This is a genomic window from Massilia oculi (assembly GCF_017582745.1).
GTDB lineage: Bacteria > Pseudomonadota > Gammaproteobacteria > Burkholderiales > Burkholderiaceae_D > Telluria > Telluria oculi_A.
In genome coordinates this window covers 35,592-56,169 of sequence record NZ_JAFVIM010000030.1, presented here as the reverse complement: position 1 = coordinate 56,169, position 20,578 = coordinate 35,592, and the positions used below count along the sequence as shown (strand labels likewise).

Genomic DNA, 20,578 nt, shown 5'->3' with positions numbered 1-20,578 from the left:
CTTCAGGGGTAGAAAACGGCAATGTGGTAGCCGGAAGGTTCGAGTCCTTCCAGCCTGAAATGGATCTTGACCGGCTGCTCGGCGCGTGCGCCGAAGCCGGTCATGGAGTCGGCGAGCTGGGGAACGTAGTCGCGCGGACCGAACACGCGCCGCACCAGCGGCTTGTCGTCGGCATCGTTCAGGGTCAGCTCGATGCTGGGCCAGGCCAGCGCCAGGTCGCCGCCGTTGCGCAGCACGGTGCTCAGGGTATAGGCGTTGCCGCCCAGGGCAATCAGTTCGCCGGTCTCGATCACCAGCGCGTCCGGCCGCGCCGGCAGGCCGACCTGGCAGCCGAACAGGGCGCAGGTCGAGACCAGGGCCGGACGCAGCGCCGGATAGCGCGCCGCCAGCACGTCGCGCAAGCTCACCATGGCCTGCACGGCGAGCGCCAGCAACAGCAGGATGCTGCCGGCGACCATCGCGATGCGCACGGCCTTGCTTGACTGCTCGCGCTGGCGGCCTCGGCGCACGAACTCGGGTTCGTCGATCTCGGGCACGCGCAGCTTGGGCGTGTCTTCGATCCGGGTCGGGGTCAGCTTGGAACGGCGCGAACGGGCGTCGGCGGCGCGTGCGCGCGGGGATTTCGGCGGCAGCGGCGGCGCATGCGAGACAATGGGCGGCGAGCCTCCGGCGGATTCGCGCAGCAGCAGCGGCGGGGCGTCGGGCGCCGGTGGACGCGCGACGGGTTCGGGCTCGTCGTGCTCATCGTCCGGCGGCGGAGCCGCCACGATCTCCTCGTCGGCCTGGATGTCGGCCACAGGAGCTGGTGCGGGTTCGGCCTCTACCGCCACATCCCGTTCTTCGTCCTGTTCGGTCAAGGGATGGGGCAGGATGCCGTACGGTGACAGCGCACGGTCGAATTCGAGCGTATAGATCGGCTGTTCGTTGTCCGCTGCGGTATCCGGAGCGGTATCCGGCGCGGTATCCGGCGTTTCGGCAGCGCCGGGCCCGGGCGCGTCTGGCGTGACGCCTGGCTCGGCGACCGGGGAGGAAGAAGAAGGGGCGGGCTGCGGGGCGTTCAGGTCGACCAGCCCCGCGTTGCCGTCAAAGACCTGCTGGCAGGCGCCGCAGCGCACGATGCCCCCACGCAGCTTGAGCTGGTCCGCGGCGACGCGGAACAGCGTGCCGCAGTGGGGGCATTGGGTGGCGAGCGCCATGCCTGCCTAGCCGCCAGAGCGGGGCGGCGGCGCGCTGTCCTGGCCGAGCGTCCCGTGAAGGGCAACCCAGCCGTCCTGCTCGGCCCAGACGCCCAGCTTGATGAAAGGTGCGTAGGCGGCGGCGACTTCTTCCGCCTGGCGCGCCAGCACGCCCGACAGGATGAGCGAACCGCCGGCGGCCACGCGGCCGGCCAGCATCGGCGCCATCAGCTTCAATGGGCTCGACAGGATGTTGGCCACGACGATATCGAACTTGCCGCCCGCATGACGCTCGTTGCCGGAGGCAGCGAAGGTATCGGGCAGGTAGTAGTCGATCTCGACGCCGTTGCGTTCGGCGTTGGCGCGCGCCGACTCGATCGCTTGCGGATCGATGTCGACGCCGGCGACGTCGTGCGCGCCCAGCTTCTTGGCCACCATCGCCAGGATGCCCGAGCCACAGCCGTAGTCCAGCACCGACCTGCCCGGCGCCGGATGGGCCTCGAGCCACTCCATGCACAGGCGGGTGGTCGGATGGCTGCCGGTGCCAAAGGCCAGGCCTGGATCGAGCTCGAGGATCAGGCCATTCGGGTCTGGGGCCTCGTGCCAGCTCGGCACGACCCAGATGTTCTTGCCGATGTGGATAGGCTCGAACTGCGATTGCGTCAGGCGCACCCAGTCGGCGTCTTCCACTTTACGGGTGGTGAAGGCCGGGACGACCGCCAGCTTGACCGCCTGGGCGGCTTCGGTGACGATCGCCAGTTGGTCGGCGTCGGTGTCCGTCAGGGCCACGACGCGGCTGTGGTCCCATGCGGCCTGGGTCGGTTCCATGCCCGGCTCGCCGAACAGGGGTTTTTCGTCCTCGGTGCCTTCGTCCGCGTCCTCGACGGACACCGACAGCGCGCCGGCTTCCATCAGGGCGTCGGACAGCGCTTCCGCGTGGTCGCGGGCGATCTCGATGACGACTTCAGTCCAGCTCATTCTTGTACCTTGGCTTCCGATTTGGCGCCGAGCGCCGTTTCCTTCGGCAGGTCGGGCTTGGCGGCCAGTTTCTGCTCCAGGTAGTGGATATTGGTGCCGCCTTCGATGAACCGGGCGTCGACCATCAGTTCGCGGTGCAGCGGAATATTGGTGAGGATACCTTCGACCACCATTTCGGAGAGCGCGATTTGCATGCGGCGGATCGCCTGCTCACGGGTCGCACCGTAAGAAATTACCTTGCCGATCATCGAGTCGTAATGAGGTGGCACATAGTAGCCCGCATACGAGTGCGAATCGACACGGATGCCAGGGCCGCCCGGCGGGTGCCAGCCGGTGATGCGGCCTGGCGACGGGGTGAACTTGAACGGGTCCTCGGCATTGATGCGGCACTCGATCGAGTGACCCGACAGCATGATGTCGCGCTGGCGGAAGCGCAGCTTCTCGCCGCAGGCGATGCGGATCTGCTCCTGCACGATGTCGATCCCGGTGATCATCTCGGTGACCGGGTGCTCGACCTGGACGCGGGTGTTCATCTCGATGAAGTAGAACTCGCCGTTCTCGTACAGGAATTCGAAGGTGCCGGCGCCGCGGTAGCCGATCTTGCGGCAGGCTTCGGCGCAGCGGTCGCCGATCTTCTCGATGAGTTTACGCGGGATGCCCGGCGCCGGCGCTTCCTCGATCACCTTCTGGTGGCGGCGCTGCATCGAGCAGTCGCGTTCGCCCAGCCAGACGGCGTTTTTATGTTCGTCGGCCAGGATCTGGATTTCCACGTGACGCGGATTTTCCAGATACTTCTCCATATAGACTTCCGGATTGCCGAAGGCGGTGCCGGCTTCGGTCTTGGTCATCTGCACGGCGTTCAGGAGCGCGGCTTCGGTATGCACCACGCGCATGCCGCGGCCGCCGCCGCCGCCGGCGGCCTTGATGATGACCGGGTAGCCCACGCGGCGCGCGGTCTGCACGATTTCCTTCGGATCGTCCGGCAGGGCGCCGTCCGAACCCGGCACGCACGGCACGCCGGCGCGGATCATCGCCTGCTTGGCCGAGACCTTGTCGCCCATCATGCGGATCGAGTCGGAACGCGGGCCGATGAAGACGAAGCCGGACTTTTCGACGCGCTCGGCGAAGTCGGCGTTCTCGGACAGGAAGCCGTAGCCCGGGTGGATCGCCTCGGCGTCGGTCACTTCGGCCGCGCTGATGATCGCGGGCATGTTCAGGTAGCTGAGGGTCGATTGCGCCGGTCCGATGCAGACCGATTCGTCCGCCAGTTTCACGTACTTGGCGTCCTTGTCGGCCTCGGAGTGGACGACGACCGTCTTGATGCCCAGCTCGCGGCAGGCGCGCTGGATACGCAGCGCGATTTCACCACGGTTGGCGATGAGGATTTTTTCAAACATGGTAGGTCCGGTATTCAGTGAAAACCGGCGCGGCTGAAAGAACAGGCGGCGCCGGACACGTCATGGAGGTAAGCCGGCGGCGCGTCATGCGCGGCCGGCTTGGAGAAGCAGATCAGCCGATCACGAACAGTGGCTGGCCGAATTCGACCGGCTGGCCGTTTTCCACGAGGATCTTGGTGACGGTGCCGGACACGTCGGCATCGATTTCGTTCAGGAGCTTCATCGCTTCGATGATGCACAGGGTGTCGCCTTCCTTGATGCTCTGGCCGACTTCGACGAAGGCGGCGGCGCCAGGCGCGGACGAGCGGTAGAAGGTGCCGACCATCGGCGACTTGACCACATGGCCGGTCGGTTCGGCGGCGACGGCCGGCGCGGCGGCCGGGGCCGGTGCGGCCGCGGGAGCAGCGGCAGGCGCCGAGTATTGCTGCACGCCTTGATGCGGCAGCATGACCATCTGGTTCTGCGGGATTGCGGACGACTTGACGATGCGAACCTTGCTTTCGCCTTCGGTCACTTCCAGCTCGGCGATGTCCGATTCAGCGACCAGGTCGATCAAAGTCTTGAGTTTTCGTAGATCCATGTGAAACCCCTTGGAATTATTCGTTTTAGAGAGCAGGCCGCTGTGTCGGAATGGGTCGTGCGGCCGCTGTTACATGAAGTTGACGTAGATTAACGCTATTTAAGTGCGAAGTCGATGGCAAACCGATATCCGTCCGCCCCCAGCCCGCAGATCACGCCGCGCGCGATTCCAGACAAATAAGAATGGTGCCGGAAGGACTCGCGTTGGTGGATATTCGAAATATGCACCTCCACGAAGGGAATGGCCACCGAGGCGAACGCATCGCGCAGGGCTACGCTGGTATGGGTCAGGCCGCCAGGGTTGATGACGATGAAATCCACGCCATCCGCACGCGCGGCATGGATGCGGTCGATCAACGCTCCCTCATGGTTACTCTGGAAATATTCCAGCGCTGCGCCGGCCTGGCTGGCCTGCGTGACTGCCGCTTGTTCGATGTCGGCCAACGTCGTCGTGCCGTACACCGCCGGTTCCCGCGTCCCCAATAAATTGAGGTTGGGGCCGTTCAGCAGCAGTAGCTTTTTCGCCATGGTGAGTGTCTGGTTGCCCGAAAGTCAGGCATTGTGCCGCCTAGCTCAGCTATTGGCAAGCAGTAAAATTGTCGGTCGATAGACGCAATTAACGGCAGTGTCAATCGTACGATCGTTCGTAATTTGGCCAGTCAGGACTCCAGTTTGGCGAGATCGGCGCGCAATTCATCGAACTTCAGTTCGCCCAGATAAGTCTTGATCACCTGCCCATCGGCGCCGATTAATACGGTATACGGCAAGCCGCCATTCGTATTGCCGAACCCGCGCGACAGCTCGGTGCCGCCCATGCCGCCCACGTACAGCGGATAGGTGACGTTCATCTTGGCGGCGAACTCGCTCATATTGGTGGGCGAATCGATGCCGATGCCGATCACGTTGAAGCGCTTGCCGCCATCCTCGCTCGCCAGGTGCATCAGTTCGGGCATCTCGCGCACGCAGGGACCGCACCAGGTGGCCCAGAAATTCACCAGGAGGGGCTTGCCCTTCCACTGGGCCAGCGGCTGCGGCTTGCCTTCGAGGTCGTTGAGCGACTGTGCATACAGGTTGACGGCCGGGTTGGTGACCTGGCCGTCGCGGGCGACGGTGGTCGGGGCAGGCAGCACGCTTTGCGCCGGTTTCTTGTAGACCGCCACCACGGCGCCCATCACGCCGAACAGCGCGGCGACTGCCGCATACGCGGCCAGATGTTTCTTGTTCATTCGTCAGCTTCCATCAGTTTCCACTCCGGTCGTCCGCCGCGATCAGGGCGCGCAGGCCGCTCATGTCGATGCGTTGCGGACGGCCGTCGGGGCGCGGCTTGAGGGCGCCGCGCAGGTCTTGATACTCATACAGTTCGGCATGCACCGTTTCCTTCATCCAGGAGAAGGTCACGGTCTCGACCGGCGCATGGCGGCCGCCCTTGAAATGCGGGGTTTCCGAGATGTCGATATTAACATTACGGTTGAGCAAGTAGATCTCTACCTCTTTGGCACTGTCGGCGAACAGCTGAAGGTGGATATCGTCGTGCTCGCCTGCTGTGCCGTTGAGGACGGCGCCGGTGAGATAGGGGTTAAAGTCGGCCAGGGCTTCCATCGCCTGCAGCGCGGTCGCGCGCAGGTGTGCCAGGCGCTCGGTGTGCGCGGCGCCGCCGAACAGGGCCAGGTATTTGCGCACCTCGTCCTCGACTTGAGCGTCGTCGGGCAGCATATTCGGTTTCGGCGGAGTCACGCCCAGGACCTGGCGGGCGGCCTTGCGGCGGGCGGTATCGAGATCGGCGCCATCCTGCGCGACCAGGCGCGCAGCAAGCAGGGCGATCTCGTTACGCAACTGGAGGAGATCGGTGTTCAGATTCGGCATCATGCCTGGGATCATACTCTTGAACGGAAAATGACAGCGGCTCGGGTAGAATCGCGTATTCGTCAATTCACTTCCGGTTAGATATTTTATCCATGCACATTCATATCCTCGGCATCTGCGGCACCTTCATGGGCGGCCTGGCCGTCCTGGCCAAGGAGGCGGGCCACCGCGTGACCGGTTGCGACGCTAACGTCTATCCTCCGATGAGCATCCAGCTGGAAGCCCAGGGGATCGAACTGATCCAGGGCTATGGCCCGGAACAGGTGGCGCTGAATCCCGACCTGTATGTGATCGGTAATGTCATGACGCGCGGAAATCCGCTGATCGAAGAGATCCTGAACCGCGGCCTGCCGTATGTATCGGGCCCGCAGTGGATCGGCGAACACATCTTGCGCGAAAAATGGGTGCTGGCCGTGGCCGGCACGCACGGCAAGACCACGACCACTTCGATGCTGGCCTGGATCCTGGAAGACGCGGGCTATGCGCCGGGCTTCCTGATCGGCGGCGTGCCGATGAATTTCGGCGTCTCGGCGCGCCTGCATGGCGACAAACCGAGCGACTTCTTCGTGATCGAGGCCGACGAATACGACACCGCCTTCTTCGACAAGCGCAGCAAGTTCGTGCACTACCACGCCAAGACGGCGGTGCTGAACAACCTCGAATACGACCACGCCGACATCTTCCCCGACATCGGCGCCATCGAGACCCAGTTCCACCACCTGGTGCGCACCGTGCCGGGCGTTGGCCGGCTGGTCGTGAATGGCGATGAAGCGTCGATCGGCCGCGTGCTGAAACGCGGCTGCTGGAGCGACAAGGAAAGCTTCGGCTCGGCCGACGGCGTCGATTGGGCGATGGTCGAGCATCCGGGCGGCGCCAGTTTCGACGTCATCTTCAAGGGCGAACACCAGGGCACCGTGCACTGGGACCTGAGCGGCAAGCACAACCGCTCGAACGCGCTGGCCGCGATCGCCGCCGCCCGCCACGTCGGCGTGCCGACCGCCCAGGCCATCGAGTCGCTGGCGCGCTTCCAGAACGTCAAGCGCCGCATGGAAGTGCGCGGCGTGGTGGGCGGTATCACCGTGTATGACGACTTCGCCCACCATCCGACGGCGATCGCCACCACGGTTGGCGGCCTGCGCCAGAAGCTGGGCACGGGCGGGCGCATCCTGGCCGTGCTCGAGCCGCGCTCGAACACGATGAAGCTGGGCGCCATGAAGGATGCGCTGCCGGGCAGCCTGAAGGACGCCGACCTGGTGTTCGGCTTCGGCAGCCAGCAGGCGCTGGGCTGGTCGCTGGCCGACGCCTTGACACCGCTGGGCAAGATCGCGCACAGCTTCGACCAGATCGACTATATGGTGCAGGCCATCGTGCAGCAAGCGCAGCCGGGCGACCACATCCTCGTGATGAGCAATGGCGGCTTCGGCGGCGTGCACCAGAAGCTGCTGGACGCGCTGGCGCCATGAGCTCGTCGCCTTACCTGCTGTATCTGCACGGCTTTCGCTCTTCGCCGCGCTCGTTCAAGGCGCGCGTGGTGCAGGAAAAGCTCGAGCAGGCCGGCCTGGGCGAAAGACTGATCTGCCCGCAGCTGCCGGCCTCGCCGAAGGCGGCGATGGATCTCGCGCTGGCACTGGCCGAACGCCATGCGCCGGATAATCTTGCGATCGTCGGCTCTTCGCTGGGCGGATTTTATGCATGCTGGCTGGCGGAGCGCCTGGGCGTGCGCGCGGCCGTCATCAACCCTTCCGTCGATCCGACCCGCAATCTGGAAAAGCACGTGGGCGTGACCACCGCCTGGCACTCCGACGAGCCGTTCGAATTCCGCCAGGAGTATATCGGCGAACTGCAGGCGCTGCGCGTGGAGCAGATCACCCGCCCCGAGCGTTACTTCCTGCTGGCCGCGACCGGCGACGAAGTGCTGGACTACCGCGACATGGTGGCCCACTATGCTGGAGCGCGCCAGCACGTGATCGAGGGCAGCGACCATGCGATCCCGGAATTCCCGCAGTATGTGGATGAAGTGCTGGCGTTTTGCGGCTTTGGCCCGGTGGGCGCGGCGCAGTGAAGGGCAAGTCTTTACGCCTGGCTGCCTGGCAGCCGCATGCGCGCGCGGTGCGCGCGCCGGAAGGCATGCACGACTGGCTGGTCACACCCGGTTCGCTGACGGCGCGGCTGGTGTCCAGCAGCGCCGCCTTCCGGGTGCGCCGCCTGCACCAGCGCAGCGCCACCTGCCTGGCGGACGAGGCGCAGGCGATCGGCCTGGCGCGTCCACAGCGGGCCTGGGAACGCGAAGTGCTGCTGGAGTGCGACGGCGAGCCGGTGGTGTTCGCCCACACGGTGGTGCCGATGGATTGCGACGCCACCGATTGGCCGCTGTTCTCGGCGCTGGGAGAGCGCTCGCTGGGCACCACGCTGTTCTACGATCCGCTGGTGCGGCGTGGGCAACTGGAATTTGCGCGCCTGTCTGCCGACCATCCGCTGGTGCGCCGTGCGCACGCGGCGCTCGGCAGGCAAGGCGACACTGACACGACTATTTATTACGCGCGGCGCTGCGTCTATCGCCGCCGTCAAGGCCTGCTCCTGGTCACCGAGGTATTCTTGCCGGCGGTACTGACCCTGGGAGCGGCTGCAACCATGAAGAACATTACTTAATATGAACGTATTTTTCGAGGAATCGGGCGATTTCAAGGTCGGCGCCATCCTGTCGCAAGCGGGCGAGGCCTACCAGGTGGAGATGCCGAGCGGTAAGCGCACCAAGGTCAAGACGCGCGACGTGCTGCTGCAGTTCGAGAAGCCCGAGCCGCAAGCCCTGCTGGATGCGGCCAAGGCGATCGTTGCCGAGGTCGATCTCGATTTCCTGTGGGAAGTTGCGGGCGAAGAAGAATTCGGTTTCGCCGAGCTGGGCGCCGAATACTTCGGCCATGCCCCGCTGCCGCACGAAGCCGCCGGCCTGGTGCTGGCCCTGCACGGTTCCCCGATCTATTTCTACAAGAAGGGCCGTGGTCGGTACAAGGCGGCGCCGGAACAGTCGCTCAAAGCCGCGCTGGCCGGCATCGAAAAGAAAAAACAGCAGGCCATCGTCCAGGCCGGCTATGTGGAAGAGCTGAAAGCGGGCAAGCTGCCCGCTTCGATGCAGCAGATCGTGCACCAGCTGCTGTTCAAGCCCGACAAGAACACCATCGAGTACAAGGCCTTCGAGACGGCGGCCAGCGAACTGCAGACCAGTGCGCCGCGCCTGATGCTGGACGTCGGCGGCCTGGCCTCGCCGAAAGAGCTGCACATGGGCCGCTTCCTGTTCGAGCACTTCCCGCGCGGCGCCGGTTTCGCGCCCGTGGAGATCCCGAAGGCGCCTGGCGACCTGCCGCTGGCCAACGTGGCCGCCTTCTCGATCGACGACGTCACCACCACCGAGATCGACGACGCCTTCTCGGTCGTGCGCCTGGATGACGGCAGCGTGCAGGTCGGCATCCACATCGCGGCGCCGGGGCTGGGCATCCGTCCGGACGACGCGATCGACAAGATCGCCCGCGCGCGCATGTCGACCGTGTATATGCCGGGCGACAAGATCACGATGCTGCCGGACGAGGTGGTCAATGCCTTCACCCTGGCCGAGGGCAACGATTGCCCGGCGCTGTCGCTGTACGCCGTGCTCGATCCGAGCGACTGGAGCGTCAAGTCGACCACGACCCGCGCCGAGCGCGTGCCGGTCAAGAACAACCTGCGCCACAACGACCTCGATCACGTGGTCAACGAAGAGACGCTCGAGAGCGGCGAGGGCGACTATCCGCACAAGGAAGAGCTGGGCCTGCTGTGGAAGTGGGCGCTGCAGCTGGAAGCGGGCCGCATGAAGAAGCGCGAAGCCTTCGGCCTCAAGCCGGAACAGGCGAACCGGGTCGACTTCAATTTCTACGTCGAGGACGACGTGGTCTCGATCGTGCGCCGCAAGCGCGGCGCGCCGCTGGACAAGATCGTGGCCGAGCTGATGATCTTCGCCAACAGCACCTGGGGCAAGCTGCTGCACGACTCGGGCGTGCCGGGCATCTACCGCTCGCAGACGCCGGGCGCCGGCGGCTGGGCCGCCAAGATGCAGGTGCGCATGGTCACGCACGCGGCGCCGCACCAGGGGCTGGGCGTGGACCAGTACGCCTGGAGCACCTCGCCGCTGCGCCGCTACACCGACCTGGTCAACCAGTGGCAGATCCTGGCCGCCGCCGAGCACGGCGTGACGGCGCCGCTGGTGGCGCCGTTCAAGCACTGCGACGCGACCCTGTTCGCGATCGTCTCGAGCTTCGACGCCGCCTACTCGGCGTATAACGACTTCCAGCAGAATATGGAGCGCTACTGGTGCCTGCGCTGGCTGGGGCAAGAGAATGTGAAACAGGCCGAGGCCGTCGTGCTCAAGGACGAGCTGGTGCGCCTGGTCGACGTGCCGCTGGTGGTGCGCCTGACCGGCATGCCGCAGGTGGCGCGCGGCGCCCAGGTGAAACTCGACATCGTGCGCTGGGACGAGATCGACCTGAACCTGGAAGCGCGCCTGCTCGAAGTGGCATCCGCCGAACCGGATGCATCGCTCGACTACGAGGAAGAAGCGGATACTGGCGAAGCGGCGGTGGCCGAGGTAGTCGAGGCCGAAGGCGCGGTGGCGGCGGTCGATACCGGGGATGCGCCGCAGCCGGCGCCGGCGTCGGCATCGTAGGGTTGGCCTCGGCGGCCCCGCGGTCATCCGCCGACGCGGTGATGGTTATTGGCGCCGATGTCGAATCGGATGATCTCGCCGCTAACCGTCACTAGACGGCAACCACATCCAGCTCACGTCCGAGCGCGGCCATCGCGTTCGCGACGGTATCGATCTTCGTGTTATGGCCCAGGTCGATAATGCGATTTACTTCCTGCGGCTTGATTCCCATGAGGCGGGCCAATTGAGAAGGACCGACCTGGCGCTCGATCATCGCGTTCAGCAGCAGCACCTTGGCCGACACGCTCAATGGCAGCGCGACCAGGCGCTCGCCTCTGCGTGCTTTCGAAGGCGCGGGTACGGGCCGGCTGTCCTCAAAGTAGAAGTCCATCGCGGTGACGAGCGCATCTTGCGCTTCCTTGAGTGATTCCTCCTCATCGTCGCCTTGGGCAATCGCCTCAGGGATATCTCGGAACGTGACAACGAATCCGCCTTCGTCGGCTGGGGTGAAGGTAGCAGGGTATTTCATACATACTCCATGGCTTGCATCTAATTTACTGTGGTACGGTGCTGCGGGGCAAAGACTTAATTGCGTGTATTACTTGAGCTTTAACTGCTACTTTACGCCCTCGACAAGGCCAGTCTTGAGTTCCTTGCTCGGGTGCCTCGGCAGGATGGTCTGCTGTCCGTTCAGGTAGACCTTCAAGTGGTTAGTGCCGTCCTTGAACGTCGCTCCTTGAAGCTTCAGCCACCTGACGAACTCGCTCTGTTTCACCGCGTGTCCCAGTGTGCTCCGACGTATCTAAGTTAGACAGGTTTGAGTGAGAGCGCAAATGGAAATTTAAACATATTTGTTTAAAATCTTATCCTCCAAGTTTTGATTAGCGGCTGTTTTTGCCTACTTGCAGCATTGATGCGTCCGAAGTTTAGAAAGAACGCCCAAGTCTTTAGCCACTAAGCGTTATCGAACCGACCACGTTCCAGGTCCTTCACGTTTTCAACCTCCCTCAACCGTTCCTGCCGGGTTAGAATTGGTCAATTCTCTGATTCAATTGCCCCACCAGGCCACCCGTAGCGCGTGAAGTCCTTTCTCCAAAACCGTCCCCTGATGATCGCCCTGGCCGTATCGGTGGCAGCCCATGCCGGGCTGCTGGCGCTGCGTTTCGCTGCGCCGGAGGCGTTCCGCCACCAGCCGGCCGATCCCGGACTGGAAGTGGTGCTGGTCAACGCCAAGCACGACCGGGCGCCAGCCAAGGCCGACGCGCTGGCCCAGGCCAACCTGGATGGCGGCGGCACGGCCGAGGCCGGCCGCGCCAAGTCGCCGCTGCCCGACCTGCGCAAGGTCGAGGACGGCGACAGCATCAAGGCCCTGCAGCGCCGCATCGCCGAATTGGAGCGCCTGCAGCAGAATGTGCTGACGCGCGCCCGCAGCGGCGGCAATTTCACTGCGCCGCCGGTCACCGAGCGCGAAAAGCCCGATCCGACCCGCACCGGCAACGACAACCTCGACACCACACGCGCCATCTCGCGCACCAGCGCCGAGATCTTCGAGCGCATCGAGGAAGAAAACCGCCGCCCCAAGCGCACGCAAATCACGCCCAGCACGCGCCAGGTCGGCTACGCGCTCTATTACAAGGCGATGCAGAAGCGCATCGAGGAAGTCGGCACGCTGAATTTCCCGCAGCAGGCCGGCCGCAAGCTGTATGGCGACCTGGTGGTCTACATCCCCGTGTTCCAGGACGGCACCCTGTACCTGGGCGATGGCGGCCCGCGCGTCGAACGCAGCTCTGGTAACCCGGCCCTCGACAAGGCCGCGCTCGAGATCGTGCGCCGCTCGGCCCCGTTCGGCGCCTTCCCGGCCAATATGCGCACCCAGGGCAAGGACGACCTGTGGGAAGTGTTCACCCGATTCCGTTTCACCCGTGAGGACAAGATGCAGGCAACCCTTGGAGACGCCGCCAAATGAGCGACCGCTACTGCGTCATCGGCAATCCGATCTCCCACAGCAAATCCCCGCAGATCCACGCCGCCTACGCACTGCAGACCGGCCAGGACATGACGTATGAACGCTGCCTGGCGCCGCTGGACGGCTTCGAGGCCACCGTGCGGCGCCTGGTCGCCGAAGGTTATCGGGGCGCCAACGTCACGCTGCCGTTCAAGCTCGACGCGGCGCGGCTGGCGACCCGGCTGGCGCCGCGCGCCCAGGCCGCCGGCGCGGTCAACACCCTGATTTTCGACCAGGGCGAGATCGTCGGCGACAACACCGACGGCCCCGGCCTAGTGGCCGACATCGTGCGCAATGCCGGCGTGCCGCTGGCCGATAAACGCATCCTGTTGCTGGGCGCCGGCGGCGCCGCGCGCGGCGCGCTGCTGCCGCTGCTGATGGAAAACCCGCGCCAGATCGTCATCGCCAACCGTACCCTGGCGACGGCCGAACGGCTGGCGGCCGATTTCGCGGCGCACGCGGACCTGCTGGCGGTGAGCGGTTTCCAGGACGTGGAGGGCAGCTTCGACGTGGTCATCAACGCCACCTCGGCCAGCCTGGCGGCCGACGTGCCGCCCGTGCCGCCATCGGTATTCGGACCCGGCGTGCTGGCGCTGGACATGATGTACGGGAAGGAGCCGACCGTGTTCATGGCATTCGCCGTGCGCCATGGCGCAAACGTGCGCGATGGCCTGGGCATGCTGGTCGAGCAGGCGGCCGAAGCCTTCCTGCTGTGGCGCGGCATGCGGCCGGAGACGGATGCCGTGCTGGCCGCGATGCGCCAGGCAGGCTGACCATGGCCAAGTCGCGCAAGGCCGCGCCGGCGCGGCGCCGCTGGATCAAGTGGATCTTCCTGGCCCCGCTGCTGCTGGTGCTGCTGGTCCAGCTGTATTTCTTTGCGATGGTGTGCTGGTATTCCCAGTTCAATCCCGGCTCGACCAGCTTCATGCGCGAGCAGCTGTCCCAGCTGCGCGAAAAGAATCCGAACGCGACCCTCAAGCACCAGTGGGTGCCGTATGCGCGCATTTCGCGCCACCTCAAGCGCGCGGTGGTGGCCTCGGAAGACGCCAACTTCAGCGTGCACAATGGCGTGGATTGGGAAGGGATCGAACGTGCCTACGAGCGCAACAACCGGCGCAGCAAGGTGGTCGGCGGTGGCTCGACCATCACCCAGCAGCTCGCCAAGAACCTGTTCCTGTCCGGCTCGCGCAGCTATGTGCGCAAGGGCCAGGAACTGGTGATCGCCTTCATGCTGGAGACGGTGATGAGCAAGGAGCGCATCCTCGAACTCTACCTGAACGTGGTCGAATACGGCCGCGGCGTGTTCGGCGCCGAGGCGGCCGCGCGCCACTATTACAGGACGTCGGCCGCCAACCTCAGCCAGGCGCAGGCGGCCCGGTTGGCGGTGATGCTGCCCAACCCGCGCTACTACGACAAGCACGGCACGACCAACTACCTGCAGCGCCGCACCAACGCGATCATGCGCCAGATGAGGTTCGCCGAGGTGCCTTGATGCGAAATTGTCGTTACTGAGTTGGCTCAGTGCACGGCGAACGGTTACACTTGCGCTAATTTTTCTCACCCGGCCGAAAAATAGCGAACGAGACCCCAGCGCATGATCAACGTATTTGTCCTCCAGAATGGCCGCCTGAACCAGGCAACGATCGCTTCCCGGCAAGACCTGGAGAACGTTGCGCCGGTGTGGGTCGACCTGACCGATCCGGACGAAGAAGAGCGCACCTGGGTCAAATCGAAGTATGGCGTCACCTTGCCGGGCGAGGACGAAGTCCAGGACATCGAAGCCTCGGCGCGCTACTACGAGGCCGAAAACGGCGACCTGCACCTGCGCACCGACTTCCTGCTCGAAGAAGAAGACGGCCCGTCGCGGGTGGTGACGGTGGCCTTCATCCTGTCCGGCAAAATCCTGTTCTCGGTCCATAACGACGACTTGCCCGTGTTCCGCCTGGTGCGCATGCGCGCGCGTTCGCGGCCCGGCTCGATCGAAGACTATATGGACGTGCTGCTCGACCTGTACGCGACCGACGCCGAATACTCGGCCGATGCGCTGGAAGGCATCTACGAAAGCCTCGAGGAAGTCTCGACCCGCGTGCTGCAGAAGGAATTCACCGACAATGACGCGGCCGCCGCGCTGAACGCCATCGCACACGAGGAAGACTTGAACGGCCGCATCCGCCGCAATATGATGGACACCCGGCGCGCGGTCAGCTTCCTGATGCGCGGCCGGCTGCTGAACTCGGACCAGTTCGAGGAAGCGCGCCAGATCCTGCGCGACATCGAGTCGCTCGACGGCCACACGTCCTTCCTGTTCGACAAGGTGAACTTCCTGATGGACGCCACCGTCGGCTTCATCAACATCAACCAGAACAAGATCATCAAGATCTTCTCGGTGGCCTCGGTCGCCTTCCTGCCGCCGACCCTGATCGCCAGCCTGTACGGCATGAACTTCGCCTTGATGCCGGAACTGAACTGGCGTTTCGGGTATCCGTTCGCGATCGCCCTGATGGCGGCCAGCGCGGTGGCGCCGCTACTGTACTTCCGCCGGCGCGGGTGGTTGAAGTAGGACTGGCAGGTTTTCTCTGAATTGGTCCGCTTGCTTTTAGATCGTCACTTCTGCCAGCGGCAGAAATGACGATCTAAAAGCAAGCGCGAATCCAAGTCTCGCGCACAACTGCCAGAACCCTTGCATCGGACGTGCTGGCTTTACCCGCCGAATAAAATCATTTTCCGTTGTCGTGGCGTGACCATTGGAGAGTTTTCTGTCGATCTTTGTCGACTAATATGCTCGCCTTGCGCCAGTCGGGCAGTCTTCACTGTGTATATTTCTGCCTAAATCGATACGTTTCCACAGTCCCGACCAATGGAATTGAGCGATTGGTAGCCGAGGAAAATTTGAAATCTGATCGCTAGGTGCAAAGCATGTGCGTCATCAGGCGCCAATAAAATCAAAGTAATTAAAGGAATATATGATATTAAGCCGGATCCTTTTCATAATTGCGCTTTTTGCCCAAAGTGCCTTATCATTTGCCGCAACAGCCATCGAAATCGAAAAAGTTGAACGTACAAACGCCGGCATTACCATTTATGGGGCTTCGCCGATTCTGCCGCCAGGAACCAAGCTCTGGGCTACCGTCATTAGGTTCAACGGCAAGAAAGTTGGTGATGCTATGGTTTTGAAAGATACAAAAGTACTGATAACGCCAGGAAAGAAATTCGTTGCAAATCTCTCGCGTAATAATCAAAGTGCCGCTTATCCGCCGGAGATAGGAAAGTATCAGGTCGAATTTTATGCGATATTCAACCGCGCGTGGCAGGAAGTGCCCGTGCTCAAGGCAGTTGGCGCCAGGCTCGACGAGCAAGGCAGGGCGATCGACTCGGAACCGCGTTCGCTTCCGTCATCCACCGATTTGATAAAGGAAGATATCTTCGGAGAAAAAGTTCGCGTATTGAGCACGCGACGCACAATCGACCTGAAACATGCAAATTCGGTTGGAGCGTCTGAGTCAAGCACCAAAAAGATTGTCGTGGAGATTCACGACGTGAATGCTGCCAATAATCCGGTTCGGGCTTTCGATGCGACGAACCTCTCGGTGAATGAGGCTATAAAGAAGGCTGGACGAGTCGGTAAGGGCCGAGCCATGTCGGTACTTTGCAACGGTGACTTCAAGGATGGCTTGGGTCAACGCTCCCTGGCCGACGATCTTATTTATCCAGATGGGCGTGTAAACCCGATCTTTAAAGTCAACGATTATGCAAATATGATGGACGTCTGTATAACTCAGGAGACTTCTTACAATTCCCGTCGACGTCGGTAATTATATATGTCGCGCCCGGCCGCAGGTGAGAGTCACGGCGATTACCATGGCCGTATTACTGGCAGCAAGCATGTAGGTCAGGCTCCCGCATTTCCGGAAACGGCATTCATTGGAAAAAATGGGGATAACCGGCGCAGACGAAATGCTGCGCCGTCCTCAATGCTCAGCCAATCCGCTTGAACACCCGCCGCGCCGCTTCGATCGTCTCGTCGATGACCGCATCATCATGCTGGATCGACACAAACCCCGCTTCGAACATCGCCGGCGCGAAGTACACGCCTTCTTCCAGCATGCCGTGGAAGAAGCGGTTGAAGCGCTCCTTGTCGCCCGCCATCATCTCGCTATAGCTGGACGGCACGTCCTTCGAGAAGTAGAAGCCGAACATGCCGCCCACCGAGTCGCCGCAGAAGTCGATGCCGGCTTCCTGCGCGGCGGCGGTGAGTCCCGTCACCAGCCGATCCGCGGTCGCGGTCAGCTTTTCATAAAAGCCTTCTTCCTGGATCAGCTTCAGGGTGGTCATGCCGGCCGCCACCGCCACCGGATTGCCCGACAGCGTGCCGGCCTGGTACACCGGGCCGATCGGGGCCATCTTCTGCATCAGGTCCGCGCGCCCGCCGAAGGCCGCCACCGGCATGCCGCCGCCGATCACCTTGCCCAGCGCGGTCAGGTCGGGGGTGATGCCGTACATGCCCTGCGCGCCTTCGAGGCCCACGCGGAAGCCGCACATCACTTCGTCGAAGATCAGCACCGCGCCGTGTTCGGTGCACAGTTCGCGCATGCGCTGCAGGAACTCAGGGGTGGCGCGGATCAGGTTCATATTGCCGGCCACCGGCTCCACGATCACGCAGGCGATGGTGTCGCCCATCGAGGCGAAGGCGTCTTCCAGCTGCGGGACGTTGTTATAGTCGAGCACCAGGGTGTGCTTGACGAAGTCTTCCGGCACGCCGGCCGAGGTCGGGTTGCCGAAGGTCAGCAGGCCGCTGCCGGCCTTCACCAGCAGCGAGTCGGCGTGGCCGTGGTAGCAGCCTTCGAACTTGACGATCTTGTCGCGGCCGGTGGCGCCGCGCGCCAGGCGCAGCGCGCTCATGGTGGCTTCGGTACCCGACGAGACCAGGCGCACCTGCTCGATCGACGGCAGCAGGCGGCAGATTTCTTCGGCGATCTCGATCTCGCCTTCGGTCGGGGCGCCGAAAGATAGACCGTTAGCAGCAGCGGCCTGCACCGCCTCGACCACTTCGGGACGGGCGTGGCCGAGGATGGCCGGGCCCCAGGAACCGATGTAGTCGATATAGCGCTTGCCGTCGGCGTCCCAGAAATGCGGGCCCTTGGCGCGCTCGATGAAGCGCGGGGTGCCGCCCACCGAGCGGAAGGCGCGCACCGGCGAGTTGACGCCGCCGGGCGTCGATTGCTGGGCGCGGGCGAACAGGGTGTCGTTGCGCGAGGTGGATTGTTCAGTGGTCATGATAGCTGCTTCGTGATTGGAAAGAACCCGTCCCGGCGCAGAACGCCTAGGGACGGAAGAATTTACTGGGAATGAACTTGCCCATGCCGAAACGCTGCGCATGCTCGAGCGCGCCGGTGGTGTATTCCTGGGCCACGACCAGCGCCTGCTTCGCGTCCATGCCGCGCGCCAGGCAGGCGGTGAAGGCGGCCGAATAGGTATTGCCGGCGCCCAGGAAGGGGCCGGGCAGGTGCTGCCACTCGACCCGCGCGACTTCGCCGCTGGCGTCGTACAGGCGGTTCGAGCAGGCGCCGTGTTCGTCGCGGCTGCCGGTCACCAGCACGTAATGCAGGCCGCTCGAGGTGAGTTCGGCCACGTCTTCTTCCAGGTCGCCGTCCTTGCCGTCGGCGCCATCGCGCCACAGCTCGGCCATGCGGCCCAGTTCGGACTGGGACAGGATCAGGGCGGTGGCCTGCGGCGCCAGGATCGAGCGCAGCGCGGACAGCATTTCCTCGTCGCCCAGGCCGGCGTCGGGCAGGGCCGACAGGAAAGGATCGAGGACCAGCGGCGCATCCGGGTAGTCGGACACGATCTCGGCGATCGCGGCCAGGTGCAGGGCCGAGCCGACGGCGCCGACCTTGAAGGCGGCGATCGGCATGTCTTCCAGCAAGGTGCGCGCCTGCTCGGCCATCCAGTCGCTGTCGAGCTCGTACATATTCTCGATGCGTGCACTGTCCGCGACCAGCAGGCCGGCGATGGCCGACAGCCCGTGGCATCCGAGGGCGGCGAACGCGGCGCAATCCGCCTGCACGCCGATGGCGCCGACCGGATCGCAGACGCCGAAGCTCAGGATGAGGGGGAACGTTTGGTTTTGCACGTCGGGTAGATTAAGATGCCGGATTCCGATTCCACATTTTACTAGATACAAGGACCAATACTGTGAGTACCGAATCCACCGCGCCTTTCCAGACCTGGATGTGCCTGATTTGTGGCTGGGTCTATGACGAGGCTGTCGGTGCGCCCGACGACGGCATCGCTCCCGGCACGCGCTGGGCCGACGTCCCGATGAACTGGACCTGCCCGGAATGCGGCGCGCGCAAGGACGACTTCGAAATGACGGCAATCTGAAGCAGGCGAAATACAAAAATGATCACAATGTGATCAGCTTGATAATGGCATCTCGGCCACTCTCGGGATGCCATATTACGCAGTAGTTGACTCTCTGCAACACTTTGCGCACAAGAAAGATGCGCTGTGCTATCGTGGCGCTTCAAGCCGAAGTGAAACGAAAATGACGACATCGCCGCAATCCACGGCCCTGACCATCATGGTGATCGACGACAGCAGCACGATCCGCCGCTCCGCCGAGATTTTCCTGAACCAGGCCGGTTACCAGGTGGTGTTGGCCGACGACGGCTTCGACGCCCTGGCCAAGATCAACGACCATCATCCGGCGCTGGTGTTCTGCGACATCCTGATGCCGCGCCTGGACGGTTACCAGACCTGCGCCCTGATCAAGAAGAGCGCGCGCTTTCGCGCGACGCCGGTCCTGATGCTGTCGTCCAAGGACGGCCTGTTCGACCGCGCGCGCGGCGCGATGGTCGGCGCCAGCGCCTATCTCACCAAACCCTTTACCAAAGACAGCCTGCTGGCGGCGGTGCGCGAGCACGCCTTGCCCCAGGCCTGACCTGACCTTTCTACCGAGCCGGAGCCGTAAGTGGCCATCAACAAGATCCTCATCGTCGACGATTCCCCGACCGAACGCCTGTACCTGACCGACATCCTGGTGAAGAACGGCTTTGCCGTCAGCACCGCCGTGAATGGCGACGAAGCGATCGAGCGCATCCGCGCCGAACGCCCCGAACTGATCCTCATGGACGTGGTCATGCCGGGCTCCAACGGCTTCCAGGTGACGCGCGCCATCGCGCGCGACCCGGAGCTGGCGGCGCTGCCGGTCATCATTTGCAGCAGCAAGAACCAGGAAACCGACCGCATCTGGGGCCTGCGCCAGGGCGCGAAGGATTACCTGGTCAAACCGGTCGACCCCGAGCGCCTGCTGGCCAGCATCGCGGCCGTGGCGACCGCCGGCGGCGTGAGCGCATGACCGGCGCGGCGGAGGAGGGCAAGGAGAGTGACGAGGGCGGCCGGCGCGATCCCGCGGCGCGCCGTACCCGCCTGCGCCTGTACCAGGAGCAGTTGCTGGAAAAAATGCAGGCAGCCAGGACCGGCGCCGGCGCCAGCACCGGCCAGCTGGGCCTGGCGATCGGCGCCACGCGCTACCTGGTCGACCTGCTCGAGGTCGGCGAAATCGTCGCCCCCGCGCCCCTGACCGCCGTCCCGCTGACCCAGCCCTGGTACCTGGGCCTGGCCAATGTGCGCGGCAGCCTGCTGGGCGTGATCGACCTGGCGCGCTACCTGGGCGAGGAAGCCGCGCCCGATGGTCCCGCGACGCCGCGCCTGGTGGTGTTCGCTCCGCATCTCGGCTTCAACTGCGCCTTGCTGGCCTCGAACGTTTTCGGATTGCGCCAGGCCGGCGCGATGGAACGCGTGGGGGATGCATTGCGCGACGCCGACGGCAACACATGGACGCCGCTGTCGCTGGCGGCGCTGGTGCGGGAAGAGCGTTTCCTGCGGGTTGCAGGCTAACTCGCAGGCT

23 protein-coding genes are annotated in these 20,578 nt (G+C 63.9%); 13 read left to right on the top strand and 10 right to left on the bottom strand.

The features are described 5' to 3' along the window. Positions 1 to 2 precede the first annotated feature (2 nt). The 7 genes from J3U95_RS24945 to J3U95_RS24915 form a co-directional block, all read right to left on the bottom strand. Positions 3 to 1,196, bottom strand: a complete 1,194-nt coding sequence (locus J3U95_RS24945) for a DUF3426 domain-containing protein (RefSeq protein WP_208281324.1) — start codon at positions 1,194 to 1,196, stop codon at positions 3 to 5. A 6-nt stretch (positions 1,197 to 1,202) separates the two neighbouring features. After that, positions 1,203 to 2,153 (bottom strand): 50S ribosomal protein L11 methyltransferase, encoded by a 951-nt coding sequence (gene prmA / locus J3U95_RS24940; RefSeq protein WP_208281323.1) that lies wholly within the window; start codon positions 2,151 to 2,153, stop codon positions 1,203 to 1,205. Beyond that, positions 2,150 to 3,550 (bottom strand): acetyl-CoA carboxylase biotin carboxylase subunit, encoded by a 1,401-nt coding sequence (gene accC, locus J3U95_RS24935; protein ID WP_208281322.1) that lies wholly within the window; start codon positions 3,548 to 3,550, stop codon positions 2,150 to 2,152. Before accC ends, prmA begins: the two co-directional genes overlap by 4 nt. A gap of 112 nt (positions 3,551 to 3,662) precedes the next feature. Further along, the gene (gene accB, locus J3U95_RS24930; protein WP_208281321.1) at positions 3,663 to 4,130 is read right to left on the bottom strand and encodes an acetyl-CoA carboxylase biotin carboxyl carrier protein; all 468 of its coding nucleotides are present in this window, start codon (positions 4,128 to 4,130) and stop codon (positions 3,663 to 3,665) included. Between the two features lie 95 nt (positions 4,131 to 4,225). Then, on the bottom strand, positions 4,226 to 4,657 hold the full coding sequence (aroQ, locus tag J3U95_RS24925) for a type II 3-dehydroquinate dehydratase (protein ID WP_208281320.1): 432 nt from the start codon (positions 4,655 to 4,657) through the stop codon (positions 4,226 to 4,228). A gap of 131 nt (positions 4,658 to 4,788) precedes the next feature. Continuing rightward, positions 4,789 to 5,355: a TlpA family protein disulfide reductase gene (locus J3U95_RS24920; protein ID WP_208281319.1), complete on the bottom strand. Its 567-nt coding sequence runs from the start codon at positions 5,353 to 5,355 to the stop codon at positions 4,789 to 4,791. Between the two features lie 13 nt (positions 5,356 to 5,368). Further along, positions 5,369 to 5,995 carry a hypothetical protein gene (locus J3U95_RS24915; RefSeq protein ID WP_208281318.1) on the bottom strand — a complete coding sequence of 209 codons (627 nt, stop codon included), beginning with the start codon at positions 5,993 to 5,995 and terminating at the stop codon, positions 5,369 to 5,371. A gap of 89 nt (positions 5,996 to 6,084) precedes the next feature. Here J3U95_RS24915 and mpl point away from each other — a divergent pair, with 89 nt between their 5' ends. From mpl to J3U95_RS24895, 4 genes are read left to right on the top strand one after another with little or no spacing between them, the layout of a single operon-like run. Then, positions 6,085 to 7,455: a UDP-N-acetylmuramate:L-alanyl-gamma-D-glutamyl-meso-diaminopimelate ligase gene (gene mpl / locus J3U95_RS24910; protein WP_208281317.1), complete on the top strand. Its 1,371-nt coding sequence runs from the start codon at positions 6,085 to 6,087 to the stop codon at positions 7,453 to 7,455. Continuing rightward, positions 7,452 to 8,054: a YqiA/YcfP family alpha/beta fold hydrolase gene (locus J3U95_RS24905; protein ID WP_208281316.1), complete on the top strand. Its 603-nt coding sequence runs from the start codon at positions 7,452 to 7,454 to the stop codon at positions 8,052 to 8,054. Before mpl ends, J3U95_RS24905 begins: the two co-directional genes overlap by 4 nt. Further along, positions 8,051 to 8,641, top strand: a complete 591-nt coding sequence (locus J3U95_RS24900) for a chorismate--pyruvate lyase family protein (protein ID WP_208281315.1) — start codon at positions 8,051 to 8,053, stop codon at positions 8,639 to 8,641. Before J3U95_RS24905 ends, J3U95_RS24900 begins: the two co-directional genes overlap by 4 nt. A 1-nt stretch (position 8,642) precedes the next feature. Continuing rightward, complete coding sequence (locus J3U95_RS24895; protein ID WP_208281314.1) at positions 8,643 to 10,685, top strand: ribonuclease catalytic domain-containing protein; 2,043 nt, start codon at positions 8,643 to 8,645, stop codon at positions 10,683 to 10,685. Positions 10,686 to 10,776: 91 nt separating this feature from the next. On the opposite strand, the gene J3U95_RS24890 is transcribed toward J3U95_RS24895, so the two are convergent. Continuing rightward, positions 10,777 to 11,193, bottom strand: coding sequence for a type II toxin-antitoxin system HicB family antitoxin (locus J3U95_RS24890; RefSeq protein ID WP_147933329.1), 417 nt, complete (start codon positions 11,191 to 11,193; stop codon positions 10,777 to 10,779). Positions 11,194 to 11,772: 579 nt separating this feature from the next. On the opposite strand from J3U95_RS24890, the gene J3U95_RS24885 reads away from it, so the two are divergent. The 5 genes from J3U95_RS24885 (at position 11,773) to J3U95_RS24865 (ending at position 16,481) form a co-directional block, all read left to right on the top strand. Next, positions 11,773 to 12,630 carry a TonB C-terminal domain-containing protein gene (locus J3U95_RS24885; RefSeq protein WP_208281338.1) on the top strand — a complete coding sequence of 286 codons (858 nt, stop codon included), beginning with the start codon at positions 11,773 to 11,775 and terminating at the stop codon, positions 12,628 to 12,630. Next, the gene (gene aroE, locus J3U95_RS24880) at positions 12,627 to 13,442 is read left to right on the top strand and encodes a shikimate dehydrogenase (RefSeq protein ID WP_208281313.1); all 816 of its coding nucleotides are present in this window, start codon (positions 12,627 to 12,629) and stop codon (positions 13,440 to 13,442) included. The genes J3U95_RS24885 and aroE overlap by 4 nt, the downstream gene beginning before the upstream one ends. 2 nt (positions 13,443 to 13,444) lie before the next feature. Next, positions 13,445 to 14,161: a monofunctional biosynthetic peptidoglycan transglycosylase gene (gene mtgA / locus J3U95_RS24875; protein ID WP_208281312.1), complete on the top strand. Its 717-nt coding sequence runs from the start codon at positions 13,445 to 13,447 to the stop codon at positions 14,159 to 14,161. Positions 14,162 to 14,263: 102 nt separating this feature from the next. Beyond that, a complete protein-coding gene (gene corA, locus J3U95_RS24870; RefSeq protein WP_208281311.1) occupies positions 14,264 to 15,229 on the top strand; it encodes a magnesium/cobalt transporter CorA in 966 nt (321 codons plus the stop codon). Positions 15,230 to 15,632: 403 nt separating this feature from the next. After that, a complete protein-coding gene (locus tag J3U95_RS24865; protein ID WP_208281310.1) occupies positions 15,633 to 16,481 on the top strand; it encodes a hypothetical protein in 849 nt (282 codons plus the stop codon). 163 nt (positions 16,482 to 16,644) lie between these two features. On the opposite strand, the gene hemL is transcribed toward J3U95_RS24865, so the two are convergent. Then, the gene (gene hemL, locus J3U95_RS24860) at positions 16,645 to 17,943 is read right to left on the bottom strand and encodes a glutamate-1-semialdehyde 2,1-aminomutase (RefSeq protein ID WP_208281309.1); all 1,299 of its coding nucleotides are present in this window, start codon (positions 17,941 to 17,943) and stop codon (positions 16,645 to 16,647) included. A 46-nt stretch (positions 17,944 to 17,989) separates the two neighbouring features. Then, positions 17,990 to 18,799: a bifunctional hydroxymethylpyrimidine kinase/phosphomethylpyrimidine kinase gene (gene thiD / locus J3U95_RS24855; protein WP_208281308.1), complete on the bottom strand. Its 810-nt coding sequence runs from the start codon at positions 18,797 to 18,799 to the stop codon at positions 17,990 to 17,992. 98 nt (positions 18,800 to 18,897) lie between these two features. Between thiD and J3U95_RS24850 the strand changes: the two genes are divergently transcribed. The 4 genes from J3U95_RS24850 (at position 18,898) to J3U95_RS24835 (ending at position 20,568) form a co-directional block, all read left to right on the top strand. After that, positions 18,898 to 19,050, top strand: coding sequence for a rubredoxin (locus J3U95_RS24850; RefSeq protein WP_040775196.1), 153 nt, complete (start codon positions 18,898 to 18,900; stop codon positions 19,048 to 19,050). 163 nt (positions 19,051 to 19,213) lie between these two features. Then, positions 19,214 to 19,609 carry a response regulator gene (locus J3U95_RS24845; protein WP_208281307.1) on the top strand — a complete coding sequence of 132 codons (396 nt, stop codon included), beginning with the start codon at positions 19,214 to 19,216 and terminating at the stop codon, positions 19,607 to 19,609. Between the two features lie 30 nt (positions 19,610 to 19,639). Next, the gene (locus J3U95_RS24840; protein ID WP_307729052.1) at positions 19,640 to 20,026 is read left to right on the top strand and encodes a response regulator; all 387 of its coding nucleotides are present in this window, start codon (positions 19,640 to 19,642) and stop codon (positions 20,024 to 20,026) included. Further along, on the top strand, positions 20,023 to 20,568 hold the full coding sequence (locus tag J3U95_RS24835; RefSeq protein WP_208281306.1) for a chemotaxis protein CheW: 546 nt from the start codon (positions 20,023 to 20,025) through the stop codon (positions 20,566 to 20,568). The genes J3U95_RS24840 and J3U95_RS24835 overlap by 4 nt, the downstream gene beginning before the upstream one ends. Positions 20,569 to 20,578 lie beyond the last annotated feature (10 nt).